The following is a 17187-nucleotide window of genomic DNA, read 5'->3' as shown; positions in this document are numbered from 1 at the left end:
ACAGACGAAAGAGGAGCCACAAGGGCCCCTCTTTGTATAACGATGGATCGGCCTCAATCCTTAAGCCGCTTGTGCCACGCAATGCTCGATCAGCGCCTCCAGTTCGGCCTGGTACTCTCGCATCAACTGTTCGACGGTTTCGGCACGGTAGCGGCGCGTGCTGAAAATACAGCGCATCGCCAGGCGTCCGTCATACACCTGCCCCACCACTTCCAGCCAATTGCCCAGGGCCGCCTGCGGGCTGTAGCAACTGCCATAGCTCTCCTGAGCCGGCACCAGCATCGCCTTGTCATCGAAGCTCTGGTCGAACTGCCCCAGGTAGTTGAAGGTGACACGCGCCTGGGGTGCCAGGCGCAAGGTATCGGCCATCGACACACCGCTCATGTGACGCAGGATGCCGTAGCCCAGGCCCTTGTTCGGTACGGCCGCCAATTGCCGCTGCACCGCACGTACCGAGCTCCCGATATCAGCCCCGGCACCGGGTGCCAGGCGCACCGGGAACATGCTGGTGAACCAGCCCAGGCTGCGGCTCAGGTCGATGTCCTTGACCAGGTCTTCGCGGCCATGGCCTTCGAGCTGGATCAATACCGAAGGCTGCCCGCTCCAGCGGCACAACACCCGGCTCAGCGCGGCGAGCAACACATCGTTGATCTGCGTCTGGTAGACCGCAGGCACTTGCTTGAGCAACTGCTGGGTATGTTCCTGCGACAGGCCCATCAGCGCGACCGACTGGTACTGCACCTGGTTCTTGCCACGCGGGTTATCGCACGGCAGCTCACTGCCCGGCTGGTCGATCTGCTCAAGCCACCAGGCTTGCTCCTGCGCCGGATAATTCGCCGCGTAAGCTTGCAGCCCCTCGGCCCAGGCCCGGTAGCTGCTGGTACGAATCGGCAGGGCCGGCGCCTGGCCATTGCGGTAAGCCTCATAAGCGACCTGCAAATCCTGCAGCAGCAAACGCCAGGAAACGGTGTCGACCACCAAATGATGGATCACCATCAATACCCGCACCTGGCCATCGCCCAACGTCACATGAGCGGTACGCCACACCGGCCCGTCTTGCAGGTCCAGGCTGCGCTGTACCTGTTCGGCGTACAGTTCAAGCTCCGCCTCATCGGCCACGGTGTGTTGCCATAACAAGGGCTCAGTGGCCCATTGCGCCTGCATGTCCTCCAGCGGCTGGTAATGCTGGCAATAGCGTGCGCCCACCTTACGAAAGCGCAGGCGCAGGGCGTCGTGCTGCTTCAACATGCAGCGCAATGCCAGCTCCAGCGCCGGCAGATTCAGCGCCTGGCGTGCACGCAGCATCAATGCCTGATTGTAATGGTGCGGCTCGCTCATACGCTGGTCGAACAGCCACTGCTGGATCGGAATCAGGTTGAACTGGCCCTCGGCGGCCACCTGCGAAACATCCTCGATCAGCGTGGCGACGGTGCTTGAACGCTGCTCGAAAATCGCCTCGATGGTCTGCCCGCGCATCAGGTCCCGCAGCTTGAGGTCCATCTTCAGTTCAGGGTGGTTGCGTACCCGCGAGACGACTTGCAGGCTGAGGATCGAGTCACCGCCCAACTCGAAGAAGTTGTCGGTGATACCCACGCGCTCCACTTGCAACACATCAGCCCAGACCTGTGCCAGCAGTTGCTCGTCACGAGTACGGCCGGGAACATACTCGCCGCCCTTGAATTCAGGCTCCGGCAAGGCCTGGCGATCCAGCTTGCCATTGGGCGTGACAGGCAGCGCCGCCATGCAGATGACCTGGGTGGGCACCATGTAATCCGGCAATTGCGCGCGCAAGTCCGCCTTGAGGCGATCACCGATGGCCATGCCATCGGGCGTCACCACATAACCGATCAGTTGCTTGCCCGACGCACTGTCACGGGCGATCACCAACGCGTCACTGACATCGTCCAGTTGCCGCAGGCTCGCCTCGATTTCCCCCAGTTCAATGCGAAAGCCCCGGACCTTGATCTGGTGGTCAATACGCCCGACGTAATCAAGCACACCATCAACACGCTGGCGTACCAGGTCGCCGCTGCGGTAGAGGCGATCGCCCGGCGACCCGAACGGGTCCGGCACAAAGCGCTCGGCACTCAGGTCCGGACGACGGTAATAGCCGCGGGCAATGCCCTGTCCGCCGATGTAGAGCTCACCGGCAATCCCCGGCGGCAGCGGGTTGAGGTCTTCGTCCAGCACGTACAGCGCGCGCTCGCCGACAGCACGCCCGATCGGCGCATAGGCAGCCTCGCACCGGGTGTCGACCGGGACCTTCCAGAGCATCGGCGTGACCACGGTTTCGGTGGGGCCATAGCCGTTGGTAAAGAACTGTGGCCGCAGTGCCGCTTTCACTTGTTCGAAGGTCTGGTCCGGCACCGCATCGCCACCGAAGCAATACACCCGTACCGCGGGTGGTTCCTGTTGGCTATGGGCCGCGTACTCCGCCAACTGCTTGAGGTAGGCCGGCGGGAAACAGGCAATCGTGATGCCGTGTTGATGCAAGGCGTCGAAGGTCTGCTCCGGTGTCCACAGGCTGGCATCGCGGATCACCAGCGTGCCCCCGCTCAATAGCGTACTGAGCCAGCGCTCATGAGCGCCGTCGAAGGCAAATGACATGAAATGCAGCTCGCGGGTACGCTCATCCATGTCATACAGCCCGGCGATGGCCTGGCAATGCATGCTCATCGGCCCATGCGCCACTGCCACGCCTTTCGGCCGACCGGTGGAGCCCGAGGTATAAATCAAGTAGGCCAGATTGGCGCCCAGCAAACTGCTGGCGGGCGGCGTGTCGCTGTAGCCGGCGCGGTCAAACGTGTCGATGGCCAGCTGCGCCAGGCCTTCCACCGCCGGAAGGCGCGCCTGCACCTGGCTATGGGTCAGCAACAGCGCCATCGCCGAGTCTTGCATCATGAACGCCAGGCGTTCGGGCGGATAGTCGATGTCCAACGGCACATAAGCCGCGCCGCTTTTCATCACCGCCAGTAACGCCACGATCATCTCGACGGAGCGCTCCAGGGCCACCCCGACCACCACTTCCGGCCCAGCCCCCAGCTCGATCAAGCGATGGGCCAGGCCATTGGCTCGACGTTCCAGCTCACCGTAGCTCAGCGAATCGCCCCCACACACCAGTGCCGTCGCCTCGCCACGCGAATCGGCATGGCGTGCGATCAGTTCCGGCAAGAGCTGCGCGTGATAGCTGGCATTCGGCGCCGCACTCCACTGCTCAAAGGCTCGCCACTGCTCGGCCCCAAGGCGCTGAAGGTTGCCCAGGCGCGCCGTCGGCGTAACGATCATGGCCTCGAGGGTGTCTTCCATGCAGCGGCGAATCTGCTCTACCGCCTCGACACTGAAGGCATTGCGCAGGAACAGATATTCGATCGACAACTGTTCGCCGAGATTGACCGCCAGGTCCATCGCAAAGTTGGTCACGTCATGGTTACGCGACTCGCCGAAACTCAGGCCGGTGTCCTGTTGCTCACCCAGGCGCTCATCGATCGGGTAGTTTTCAAACACGATGATGCTGTCGAACAGCCCTTGCCCACCCAGCCCCGACCAGCGCTGGATATCCGCCAGCGGCGCGTGTGCGTACTCACGGATGTCCATGTTGCAGGCCTGCAACGCTTGCAGCCACTGATCCAGCGGCTGCGCGGGTTCCAGGGTCTGGATCACCGGTAGCGTATTGATGAACAGCCCCAGGATGTTGTCGGCATTGGCCAACCCCGCAGGACGGCCAGCCACGGTGGCACCGAACACCACAGTGTTCTGCCCGGTAAAGCGTTGCAGCAACAACAGCCACGCGCCCTGGATCAGCGTGTTGGGGGTGATTTGCAAGGCGCGGCAAGCCTGTTGCAGGCGTGCGGTTTGCACCGCATCCCAACGTGAGTAAAGCGCCTGGTGCCCGGGCAAATCCTCGACATGCCGCGGGAACATCGCCTGGTTCAGCGAGGTGGCCTGCTCCAGCGTTGCAAGACGGCTTCTCCAGAAGCCCTCCAGCGCCCGTTGATCCTGGCGTTGCAGCCATTCGATGAACTCGCGGTAACGACCGTTGCGTGTCGGCACGTGGCCCTGGGCATAAAACTGCATTACCTCGCCAAACAGTCGCGAACTGCTCCAGCCGTCCATCAGGATGTGATGGCAGGTCCAGATCATCTGGTAACGGTCGTCCTCAAGCCGCAGCAACAGCACACGCTGCAACGGCGCACGGGCCAGATCGAACCCTTGCAGGTAATCAGCCGTTGCGCGCTCGCCGATCGCCTGTTCGCTGATGTCCTGGCCGCGCCAATCTTCGATCAGCAGCGGCAATTCGGCCTGGCGGTGGACAATTTGCACCGGGGCGCTCAAGCCATCCTGCCAGTGAAAGCTGGTCCGCAGAATGTCCTCACGCTCAATCACCGATTGCCAGGCTGCGGCGAAGCGTTCGGTATCCAGCCCGTGTACCGGCAGGCTGATCTGGTTGATGTACAAACCGCTGCTGTCGTCGGCCAGGGTGTGGAACAGCATGCCTTCTTGCATCGGTGACAACGCATAGACGTCTTGCACCTGCGCCACGGGCACCGGCAAGCCGTCAAGGTGCGCCTGGGTCAAACGGGCCAGCGGGAAGTCAGACGGCGTCAGGCCCTGATGCTCTTCGCCGCAGCAATGCTCTATCAGTGCCTGCAACGCGACGCCGTAGGCATCGGCCAATTGCTGGACGGTGGCCTCATCAAAAACTTCGCGGCTGAAGGTCCAGTCCAGGGACAACTGGCCGTTGTACACCCGGCCATCGATGGTCAGCCAGTTGCCCAGCGCCACGTCATCAGCGTGCCCAGCCCCGCTGCCCTCCTCGCTCGGCGCGAATAACGCCTGCTCATCAAAGCTCTGGTCGAACTGGCCGAGGTAGTTGAAGGTAATCCGGGCCTGCGCGAGTTTCGCCAGACGCGAGCGGACATCCTCTGCACCGAGGTAACGCAGCACGCCATAACCCAGGCCCTTGTTCGGCACCGCGCGCAGCTGTTCCTTGATGCCCTTGATGGTGTCTGCCGCGTGCACCGATGGGGTCAATACCACCGGGAACAGGCTGGTGAACCAGCCCAACGTACGGCTCAGGTCGACGTCGCCGAACAGTTCCTCACGGCCATGGCCTTCCAGTTGCACCAGGCACGCAGGTTGCGCAGTCCACTGGCAAATCACCTGCGCCAGGGCACTGAGCAAAAGGTCGTTGACCTGGGTGCGATAGGCCGACGGTGCCTGCTTGAGCAGGCGCCGAGTCTGTTCTGTATCCAGACGCGTGTTGACCGAATGGCCATGCACCGAAGCCTGGCTGCCCTCAGGCCGCGCCCGTGGCAGTTCCGGCAACGCATGGGCCTGTTGCCCGGTCCAGTAACTCAACTCCCGAGCCAGCCCTTCGCTGTGGGCGTAGCCCTGCAACTGCTCGGCCCACGCCTTGAACGCGGTGGACTTGGGTGGCAACACCACAGGCTGGTTTACCGCCAGTTGCCGGTAGGCCGTTTGCAAGTCTTCCAGCAGCACGCGCCACGACACACCGTCCATCACCAGATGGTGAATCGCCAGATGCAGGCGCGAACTGCCGTCCTGCACTGCGATCAGGCTGCAACGCAACAGCGGGCCGTGTTGCAGGTCGAGGCTGCGTTGCGCCTGGTTGGCAATGGCGATGATCTCATCGGCGTTCTCTGCCTGGCGCTGCCAGAGGCCTACCGGTTGTGCGCCGACGGCCTCATGGCTGGCCTGCCAGGTACCATCGCCCGATTGCACGAAGCGCAAGCGCAAGGCGTCATGATGGGCCACCACGTGCTCAAGGGCCTGCTGCAGACATGCGCCGTCCAATGGCTCGCGCGGGGTCAGCATCAGCGACTGGTTCCAGTGGTCACGGTGCGCCATGTCATTGGCGAAGAACCAGTGCTGCATCGGAACCAGATGGCTGTCACCGCTGACCGGCCCCTGATCGATCGTTGCGGCTTGATCGGCGCTCGCAGCCCGGGCCAGCGCCTGGATGTTCTGGTGCAGGAACAGGTCCTTGGGGGCCAGGCCGATTCCCTGCTGACGTGCACGGCTGACCACTTGAATCGAATTGATCGAGTCACCGCCCAAGGCGAAGAAGTTATCGGCAGTGCCCACCCGGGCCACGCCGAGCACGGCTTGCCAGATCTCGACCAGGGCACTTTCGACTGCATTGGCGGGAGCCACGAAGTCCTGCTGTACCTCAGCCATGTCTGGCACCGGGAGAGCCTTGCGGTCGAGTTTGCCGTTGGGGCTCAGGGGCATTTTTTCCAGCGGCGTCAGGTGCGTCGGCACCATGTGTTCCGGCAGGGTCTGGCGCAGATGCGCAGTCAGCGCCTCGCGCAGTGCCGGCCAGTCGCTGGCGGCGCCAGGCTGGGTAACGACGTAGCCACTCAGGGCTTTGCCGTTGCGGCTGTCCTGCGCCACCACCACGGCTTCGCGCACGGCCCCGTGCTCCAGCAGACGGGCCTCGATTTCACCCAGCTCGATACGAAAGCCGCGGATTTTCACCTGATGGTCGATACGGCCAATGTAATCAATCACCCCGTCAACGCGGTAACGGGCCAAGTCGCCCGTGCGGTACAGCCGTTCACCCGCGACAAACGGGCTTGCCACGAATCGTTCGGCCGTCAGCTCCGGGCGACGGTGATACCCACGCGCCAGTCCCTGGCCGCTGAGGTACAGTTCGCCGTTGACGCCGCAGGGCACCGGGTTGAGCTCGGCGTCGAGAATGTAGGTCATCAAGTTCGCAATCGGCTCGCCGATGGGCACGGCGTCACGGCCCTCGTCACGACAGGTCCAGTGGGTGACGTCAATTGCGGCTTCGGTAGGGCCGTAGAGATTGAACAGCCCCGCGCCCGGCAGCTTGGCGAAGACCTGCTGCTGCGCATCGATCGGCAACGCTTCGCCACTGCAAACGATACGGGTGAGGCTGGTGCAGCGGCTGACATTGGCATCCAGCACGAACGCTTGCAGCATCGACGGGACGAAATGCAGGGTAGTAATGCCCTCGCGCTCGATCAATTGGACCAGCTTCTGTGGATCGCGATGATCCCCTGGCGACGCCACGACCAAGCGGATGCCGGTCATAAGCGGCCAGAAAAACTCCCAGACGGACACATCGAAGCTGAACGGCGTTTTTTGCAGCACGCGGTCGTCGGCGTGCAACCCGTAGGCCTGTTGCATCCAGCACAACCGGTTGGTCAGGGCACCGTGGCTGTTGCCAGCCCCTTTGGGTTTGCCAGTGGATCCGGAGGTGTAAATCACATAGGCGAGGTTTTGCGCGACGGCCCGCGACTCGGGGTTGCCTTGCGCCTCACCGGCCAGCCAGGCATCGTCACCATCGAGTATCAGCGTGCGCACCCGTTCCGGCAGCGGCAAGGTTGCGACCAGCGCTTGCTGGGTCAGCAACCATTCGATGCCGCTGTCGTCGATCATGTAGGACAAGCGTTCCGGCGGGTATTCCGGGTCCAGCGGTACATAGGCGCCGCCGGCCTTCAGGATCGCCAACAGGCCCACCACCATTTCCAGGCTGCGGTGCAGTGCAATGCCCACCAGCACATCGGGGCCTACGCCACGCGCGATCAAGGCATGAGCCAATCGGTTGGCCCGCGCGTTGAGCTGGGCATAGGTCAGCGACTGACCCTCGAACACCAACGCCACGGCATGCGGGGCCCGCTCCACCTGGGCTTCGATCAAGTGGTGCACCGGCTGGTGGTTCGGGTAGTGGGCGAACGTGCGGTTCCAGTCCTCAACCATCATCCGGCGCTGCACCGCATCGAGCATCGGCAATTCGGCGATGCGCTGGGTGGGGTTGGCCACAATCGCGCGCAGCAGGTTCAGCCAGTGCTCGCCCAGGCGTGCGACGGTGGCTGGCTCAAACAAGTCAGAGGCATAGGACAGTGCGGCACTGATACCTTCGCTGTACTCGAACGTATCCAGGGAGAGGTCGAACTGCACGCTGCCCGAATCCCAGGTCAATTGCTCCAGGCTCAACCCCGGCAGTTCAATCGCCTCGCGACGAGCATCACTGGCATGGTTGAACATGGCCTGGAACAACGGCGTATGGCTCAGGTTGCGTGCAGGTGCAAGCAGCTCCACCAGTTGCTCGAACGGCAGGTCCTGATGGGCCTGTGCTCCCAGTACCCGCTGCTTGACCTGATGAAGCAATTGGTCAAAGCGCAGGTGCCCCTCAATGTCGGCCCGGAGTACCTGGGTGTTGACGAAGAAACCCAGCATCCCTTCGGTTTCCAGGCGATTGCGGTTGGCAATCGGTACCCCGACACGAATATCCTGCTGTCCGCTGTAGCGGTGCAACAAGGTCTGGAAGCCGGCCAGCAGCAGCATGAACAGTGTGGTGTTTTGCCGCTGCGCCAGGCGCTTGAGACTCTCGGCCAGGGACGGCTCGAGGGTGATCGGCAGCCGGGCCCCACGATAGCTTTGCTGAACCGGACGTGGATGGTCGGTTGGCAGTTCAAGGACCGGTTGCTCGCCGCCCAACTGTTCTGTCCAGTAGCTGAGCTGACGTTGCTGCTCACCCGCCGCCAGCCACTGACGCTGCCACTGTGCGTAATCGGCATACTGGATCGGCAGTGCCGCCAACGCCGCCGGTTGGCCTTGACTGAAGCCGCGGTATAACTGCATCAGCTCATCGATCATGACCCGCATCGACCAGGCATCCGACACGATGTGGTGCTGGGTCAGGATCAGCACGTGATCTTCAGCGCCCAGTTGCAACAGCTTGACCCGCAGCAACGGCCCACGCTGCAGATCAAAGAGTTGGCGGGTTTCAGTTTCAATCAAGCCGCGCAGGCCAGGGTCATCCAGCCCGGCAGCCGCCGATTCAAGCGCAATCGCCACCGGTGCCGGCGCGTCGACCCGTTGTACGGAACGCTCGTTCTCCAGCACAAACCGGGTACGCAAGCTCTCATGACGCGCCACCAGGGCGTCAAAACACTGTTGCAAGGCCGCCAGGTCAAGGTGGCCGCGCAAACGCAGGGCCGCGGGAATGTGGTAGGCGCTGCTGGTGGGCTCCAATTGCCACAAAAACCATTGCCGTTGCTGGGCATATGACAGGGCAAGCGGCTGGTCGCGTGCAACGCGCGGGATGGCCTGTTCAGGAGTCAACGATGCCGGGGCCATCGCCTCGACAAATGCTTGCAGGGTGTTATGGGCGAACAGCAGGCGCAAAGGCACCTGGACTTGCAGTTGCTGGCGAATCCGCGAAACCATTTGGGTCGCCAGCAGCGAATGGCCGCCCAGCTCGAAAAAGTTGTCACTCAGGCCAACCCGCGGCACGTTGAGCACCTCGGCCCAGATCGCCGCCACCGCTTGCTGCACCGGTGTCTGCGCAGCCACGTAGGTTTTCTGCCATTGGCTGGCATCGGGCTTGGGCAGTTGCCTGCGGTCCAGCTTGCCATTGGGGGTCAGCGGGAACCTTGGCAACAGCACCATATGCGCCGGCACCATGTAGTCGGGCAAGTTGGCCTTGAGCCGGGCGTTCAGGCTGTCGCGCAGGCGACCCTGGCCGTCGGCATCCAGGCCCTGCCATTCGGCGGCGGGGACCACATACGCCACCAACGCCTGGCCGCCCGGGGCATCCTGGGCCAGTACCGCGGCTTCACGTACAGCGTCCTGCTCCAGCAGGCGCGCTTCGATTTCCCCGAGCTCGATGCGGAAACCGCGAATTTTCACCTGATGGTCGATCCGCCCCAGGTATTCGAGGATACCGTCCGGGCGCTGACGTGCGAGGTCGCCGGTGCGGTAAAGCCGCTCGCCGGTGCTGGAAAACGGATGGGGAACAAAACGTTCGGCGGTCAATCCCGGGCGCTGGAAGTAACCCCGCGCCAGACCGTCCCCGCCGATCAGCAATTCGCCGGCAACACCATAGGGCACCGGCATCAGGTCTGCACCGACGATGTACAGCGATGTGTTGTCGATTGGCCCGCCCAGCCAAGGTTGCGCAGCCTGCGGACGCAGCCGGTGCAACGCCGACCAGACCGTGGTTTCCGTCGGGCCATAGAGATTCCAGACTTCACCGCCAAGGCCAAGCATGCGCACCGCCAGTTCCTGGGGCAACGCCTCGCCGCCGCACAGGCACGTGCACCCCTGGAGCACGTGGGCCTGTTCATTGTCGAGCAACATGCGCCAGGTCGAGGGAGTCGCCTGCACCACGTTGACCTGTTCGGCGTCGATCAGGGCCAGCACGGCGTACGGGTCCTGCGCCACCTCCTGGCCGGTCAGCACGATGCACGCGCCGACCATCAGGGGTACGTAGATTTCCAGGCCGAAAATATCAAACGAGAACGTGGTCAGTGACAACGCCCGATCCTGGGCGGTCATGCCCGGCACCCTGGCCATGCTTGCGACAAAGTTGGTCAGGGCGCCATGTCGCACCATCACCCCTTTCGGCTGGCCGGTGGAGCCAGACGTGTAGATGACATAAGCCAGGTGCTCCGGATCCAGCCGGGTAGGCAGATCGTCACCGGCATGGCCGTCAAGCCAATTGCCCGGTTGATCCAGCACCAGCGTAGTGACCGTGTCAGGCACCGGGATCTGGCTGAGCAGTGAATGTTGGGTCAGCAACAGGTCGATGCCACTGTCCTCAATCATGTAGGCGAGGCGATCCTGCGGGAACGCGGGATCGAGAGGCAGATAGGCGCCGCCGGCCTTGAGGATTGCCAACAACCCGATCAGCATGTGCGGGCTGCGTTCGACGGCAATGCCCACCAGCACACCCGCGCCCACCCCGTGACGTTGCAGCTCCACCGCCAATTGATTGGCCCGGGTATTGAGTTGCCCGTAGCTCAAGCGCTGGCCATTGATGACCAGCGCCTGCGCCTCCGGCGAGCGGGCCACCTGTGCCTCGAACAATCGATGAACATAACCCGCCTGCGGTGTGGCTACCGACGTGCGGACGCAATCGTCGAGCTGCGCTTGGCGCTGTTCAGCGTCAAGCAACGGCAGCTCACCGATGCTTTGTGCCGGGTTCGCGATGATTGCCTGCAGCAGGTTTTGCCAGTGCCCGGCCATCCGCGCAACCGTGTCTGCACCGAACAGATCCGTGGCATAGATCAGCGCCGCAGACAGGCCATCGGGGCGCTCCATGGTTTCCAGGGTCAAGTCGAACTGTGCACTATGGGTATCCCAGCGCAGCCCCTCGACCTTCAATTCACCGGCCGGCCCCTCGCCCGCCGGGCCTTGGGTCTGGTGGTTGAACATCACTTGAAACAGCGGGCTGTGGCTCAGGTTGCGTTGCGGCTGCAAGGCTTCCACCAGTTGCTCGAACGGCAGGTCCTGATGCGCCTGGGCATCCAGCGCAGTCTGCTTGACCTGTTGCAGCAAGGCACTGAAGGAGCCCTGGCTGTCGACCTCACTCTTGAGCACTTGGGTGTTGACGAAAAAGCCGATCAACCCCTCGGTCTCCACCCGGTTACGGTTCGCGGTCGGCACGCCAACCCGAATGTCGTTCTGCCCGCTGTAGCGATGCAGCAAGGCCTGGTAGGAGGCCAGCAGGATCATGAACAGACTGACCCCTTCGCGCTGGGCCATCTGCTTGAGGCCGCAGGCCAGCGCGGCGTCGATATCCAACTCCAGCCGGGCACCGCGATAGCTCATCACGGCCGGGCGCGCAACGTCAGTCGGGAGCTCAAGCACCGGCTGCTCGCCGCCCAGTTGCGCGGTCCAGTATTGCAACTGCCGCTCCCGCTCGCCGGCCTCCATCCAGTGCCGCTGCCAGATGGCGTAGTCGCTGTATTGAATCGGCAACGCTGGCAGTTCCAGGCTCAACCCTCGACTGAACGCGGCGTAACCCTTGACCAACTCCTCGACCATTACCTGCATCGACCAGCCATCGGAAACGATGTGGTGCAAGGTGACAATCAGCACATGGTCATCCGCGCCCAGTTGCAACAGGCACGTACGCAACAAGGGCCCCTGCTGCAAGTCGAACAGCCGGCGCGTCTCGTCTTCGATCAAATGCCGCAGTTGCGCCGCATCCGGCACCTGGGCCAGAGGCTGCACCTGCAGACTTACCGGTGCAGCCTCCTGCACTTGCTGCACCACTTGCTCGCCGTGCACCACGAAGGTGGTACGCAGGCTCTCATGGCGCGCGACCAGCGCACTGAAACTCTGTTGCAGCGCCGCAATGTCCAATGGACCGCGCAAGCGCAGGGCCGTAGGCATGTGATAAGCCGCGCTTTCCGGGTCCAGCTGCCACAAGAACCATTGACGCTCCTGGGCAAAGGACAATGACAACGTGTCGAACTCGGCACTGACAGGCGGAATCGGCAGGTTCGCCGGGGAAACGTCCTCTTCGAGCATTTTCTGCAGGTAAAGACGGCGTTTTTCCAGCGGCAGCGTTATGAAGCGCCTGGCAATACGTTGTGCGACAGCGGTGTCCATCAAACCTCCTCGAATTCATCAAGCAGCGCTTCAAGCTTGCTCAATTTTGACGTGCTCATTGACGTGCCGGTCTGCTCCAGTTGCGCGACAAACGCACCGAGGACCGGAAATTGGAATATCAATTGGGGCGTTAACTTCATGCCCAGTTCGAGCTGCAGGCGCGACACCACATTCACCACCAGCAGCGAATGCCCGCCCAGCTCGAAGAAATCATCCGCCAGACCGACCTGCTCAACGTTGAGCACGCCTTGCCAGATGGCCGCGACCTTGCATTGCAGATCGCTTTGCGGCGCCAGGTAAGCCGAATGCAGCGCGCGGTTATCCGGCGCGGGCAGTGCCTTGCGGTCGAGTTTGCCGTTGGGTGTAAGCGGCAGTTGATCGAGGAAGACCAGATGGGTGGGCACCATGAAGTCCGGCATCTGTTGTGCCAGCCGCGCCTTGAGCTGTTCACTCAAGCGCGCCTCGGCCGCCCTATCCAGGCTGCTGTCCTGGCTGACAAGCCAACCCACCAGGCTCGTGCCGGTCGCCGTTTCCCGAGCCAGCACTACCGCATCTCGTACTTCAGGTTGAGCGTGGAGGCGGGCTTCGATTTCACCCAGCTCAATGCGCAGGCCACGGATTTTCACCTGATGGTCAATCCGGCCGATGTATTCGATTACGCCATTTTCGGCGTGGCGCACCAGGTCGCCGGTGCGATACAGGCGTGCGGCGGCCGACTCGCCAAACGGATCGGGAACGAAGCGCTCGGCGGTCAGCCCTGGACGCTGGTGATAACCACGGGCCAGGGATTCACCACCGATGTACAACTCGCCAATCGCCCCCACGGCGCAAGGCTGCAAGGCGCCGTCCAGCACATAGGTGCGTACGTTGTTGATCGGACGACCGATGGCGATGATTCGCCCGTCGTCTTCGACAGTGGCCGCCACGGCATGGCTGCTGGTATCAATCGTGGCCTCCGTGGGGCCATAAAGATTGCGCAGCTCGCCATCGAAGAGGCCCAGGACCTGGCGGGAAAGGTGCGCACTCAGCGCTTCACCGCCGCACAGCAGCAGGCGCAAGGAGGCCAGGTGTTCACGGGTCGCCAGCGGCAACAGCGCCTGCAGCAACGATGGCGCCATTTGCAGCACACTGATCCCCCAACGCTCCACCTCGACCCACAAGGTGGTCAAGTCCAGGTTCAACTGCGGCGCGGCCAATACCAGTTGCGCGCCGCTCATCAGTGGCAACCAGAACTCCCACACCGAGGCGTCGAAACTGATGGCGGTCTTCTGCAGGACACGGTCACTGTGATCCAGCTTCAGGCAACCCTGCATCCATTCCATATGGTTGCTCAGGGCGCCATGGCGAATCGTCACGCCTTTGGGTTTCCCGGTGGAACCGGAGGTATAGATCACATAGGCGAGGTTCTGGCTGTCGACGGTTACCGAAGGCTCATGCTCGCCGTAGCCATCGAACCGCTCGGGCAGTGCGTCCAGCAGCAGGCAGTCCACGGCCACGTCGGCGAAGTACGGCTGTACGCTGGTTTCGGTCAACAGCAAGGCAATGCCGCTGTCCTCGACCATGTACATCAAACGATCCTGTGGATAAGCCGGGTCCAGCGGTACATAGGCACCACCGGCCTTGAGGATCGCCAGTAGCCCGACGACCATCTGCACGCTGCGCGGCATGCACAGCCCCACCAACACGTCCGGGCCTACACCCCGCTCGATCAACGCATGAGCCAGGCGATTGGCGCGCAGGTTGAGCTGGGCATAGGTCAGCGACGCTTGATCGGCCAACAGGGCCGGCGCATCAGGCGTGCGTCGAGCCTGGGACTCGAACCATTGATGAACGTGGCGTGGGTCGGTGGCCGACACTGCCGTGGCATTCCAGTCGCGCAACAGCACGGTGCGCGTCGCCGCGCCAACCAGGTCTATATCGCCCAGGCTACGGTCGGCGGCCAGGCTCACCATCTGTGCGAGCACGTGCTCCACCTGCTCAGCCAGGCGCTGGATTGTATGTGTATGGAACGCAGCATGGGCATAAGTGAAGTGCAGGCTCAGGGTCTCATTGAGATTAACGGCCAGGGTCAACGGGAAATTAGTCTGTTCCTGATTACCCACCGTGCCGAAGCTCAGGCCTGACGGTGCCTGCGCTTGCAGGGCCTCGGCCAGCGGGTAGTTTTCGAACACCAGCAGCGTGTCGAACAGGCCTTCACCGCCCTGCCCGGCCCAGCGCTGAATCTCGAACAGCGGCGTGTGTTCATGCTCGCGCAACGCAACGTTGCGGGCCTGAAGCTGTTGCAGCAGGCTGGTGACCGATTGTTCCGGCCGGGGGCTGGCAATCACCGGCAAGGTATTGATGAACAGGCCTATCTGCTGTTCGACGCCTTTGAGTTCGCCGGGGCGTCCGGACACCGTGGCGCCGAAGGCCACCGTGTCATGCCCGGTGTAATGTTGCAGGAGCAGCAACCAGGCCGCCTGGACCACGGTATTGAGGGTGACCTTTTGCTGGCGGGCGAATTCGCCCAGTCGTTGGGTCTGCTGTTGGGACAGTGAGTGATACAGGCTGGCATGGCTGGTTTCGACAGCCGGCTGCGGCGCGGCGAAACGGTTTTCGGCGAGGCGCGTCGGCGCGTCGAGCGCGTGCAGTTGCGCACGCCAGAACGTTTCACTGGCCTTGGCATCACGCCCTTGCAGCCAGGCGATGTAGTCACGATAGCGGCCGGCCGGGCGCGGCAGCACCTGGCCATCGTAACGTTGCAACACCTCGCCCAGCAGCTGCGAGTTGCTCCAGCCGTCCATCAGAATGTGGTGATGGGTATAAATCAGGTGATAACGCTGTTCAGCGGTCTTGACCAGCACCAGCCGCAGCAGCGGCGCGAGGGCGAGGTCGAAACCCTGGTCGCGCTCGCTGGACGCCAACTCGACGAGGGTCTGCGGGGCATCCGTGCGTGTGCTCCAATCCAGCGCGGTGAAGGGTACGCGCACCTGTTTATGCACCACCTGCACCGGTTGCTCGCTGCCTTCCCAGATGAAACTGCTGCGCAAAATGTCATGGGCGTCGACCGCCGCCTGCCAGGCAGCTTCGAAACGCTGTGGGTCGAGACCGTCGATGTCCAGGCACATCTGATTGATGTACTGACCGCTGCCGTGTTCGTACAAGCTGTGGAACAGCATGCCCTGCTGCATCGGCGCCAGCGGGTAGATGTCATCCACCGAACGGGCGGCGAGGCCCAGGTTATCGAGCTGCGGTTGGGTAAAGCTGGCCAGCGGGAAGTCGGAAGGCGTCATGCCATGGTTTGCAGGATCGCAGCAATGACCGATCAACAGAGCCAGCTCCACGGCATAATCGTCGGCCAGTTGCTGGATGGTGGCCTGCTCGAACTGTTGGTGGCTGAACGTCCAGCCCAGGCTCAGTGCGCCATCAAATACCCGCCCGTTGAGGCTCAGCCAATTGCCCAGGGGCGCCATCGCGCTTTGCTCTTCACCGGCGCTTTCGCTGGCCGGGCTGAACAACGCGCCCTGTTCCTTATCGAAGCTGGCGTCGAACTGCCCCAGGTAGTTGAAGGTAATGCGCGGCACCGGCAGCGCTTGCAAGGCTGACCGGCTGGCCTCGTCACCGAGGAAGCGCAGCGCGCCGAAACCCACCCCCTTGTCCGGGATCGATCGCAACCCTTGCTTGATCGACTTGATCGAGTCCCCGAGTGCCGCCGCCGGCGACAACTGGACCGGGAACATACTGGTGAACCACCCCACGGTGCGCGTCAGGTCGATGTTGGCAAACAACTCTTCGCGACCATGGCCTTCAAGCTGGATCAAGGTACTTGCATGCCCGGTCCAACGGCAGACCACCCGCGCCAGGGCGGTCAGCAACAGGTCGTTGACCTGAGTGCGATAGGCGGCTGGCGCTTCTTGCAGCAGTTGCCGCGTCAGGTGTTTGTCCAGACGCGTATGAACAGTGATGGCCTGGCCGTTCTGTGGGCTCGCCTCGGGGTTGAGGCACGGCAGGTCAGCCGGCGCACCTTGCAGTTGCGCCTGCCAGTAGGCCAACTGCTGCTGCAATTGCGCGCTGCGTGCATGCGCTTGCAACTGTTCGGCAAACGCCTTGACCGAGCTGGTCTTGGCCGGCAATTGCAAGGCTTGCCCGGCGAGCAATTGGTTGTAGGCCGTTTGCAGGTCGTCGAACAGAATCCGCCACGACACACCGTCCACCGCCAGGTGATGGATCACCAGCAACAGCCGCTGGGTGCCATCGTCCAGGGTCGCCAACACGGCGCGCAGCAAGGGTCCGGTTTGCAGGTTCAGGCTGCGCTGGGCTTGATTGGCCAGCACTTCCAGCGCGCCAGCATCGGCCACCGGGCGCGCCCATAACAGATCATTGCGCATCGATGCGTCGCGATGGCTGGCACTCCAGCCTTCGGCGCTTTCGTTGAACATCACCCGCAACGCATCGTGATGCAGCACCAGCGCCTGCAATGCTTGCTCCACCAGCGCCGCTTGCAGCGCACGGGCCGGTTGCAGCAGCACCGACTGGTTGTAGTGGTGACGCTGCGGGATGGCGTCGGCAAAGTAAGCCTGTTGAATCGGCAGCAGCAACGCCGGGCCCTGCACCGCAGCCTGATCGATTACCTGCAGCTGGTCACCGGTCTGCGCGACAGTCGCCAATGCCTGCACCGTCTGGTGCTGGAACAGGTCTTTTGGACTAAAGCGGATGCCGGACTGCCGGGCGCGGCTGACCACTTGAATCGAGATAATCGAGTCGCCACCCAGTTCGAAGAAGTTGTCGGTGAGACCAACCCGCTCCAGTTTCAGCACG

The 17187-nt window shown here is 62.8% G+C and carries 2 protein-coding genes; both read right to left on the bottom strand.

Annotation, left to right across the window (positions count from 1 at the left end; translation table 11 throughout):
• Positions 1-60 precede the first annotated feature (60 nt).
• Positions 61-12390, bottom strand: a complete 12330-nt coding sequence (locus tag ACW9I6_RS12690; protein WP_457339381.1) for a non-ribosomal peptide synthase/polyketide synthase — start codon at positions 12388-12390, stop codon at positions 61-63.
• A partial coding sequence (locus tag ACW9I6_RS12685; RefSeq protein WP_457339380.1) for an amino acid adenylation domain-containing protein occupies positions 12390-17187 on the bottom strand: 4798 nt, incomplete at its 5' end. The genes ACW9I6_RS12685 and ACW9I6_RS12690, both read right to left, overlap by 1 nt.

This window comes from Pseudomonas sp. SDO5522_S412, from assembly GCF_054071215.1.
This window is presented reverse-complemented; position numbering and strand designations above follow the sequence as displayed.

Coding starts and splice junctions, on each gene's coding strand:
- ACW9I6_RS12690 (WP_457339381.1), bottom strand. CDS start 12,390: ATGGACACCGCTGTCGCACAACGTATTGCCAGGCGCTTCATAACGCTG.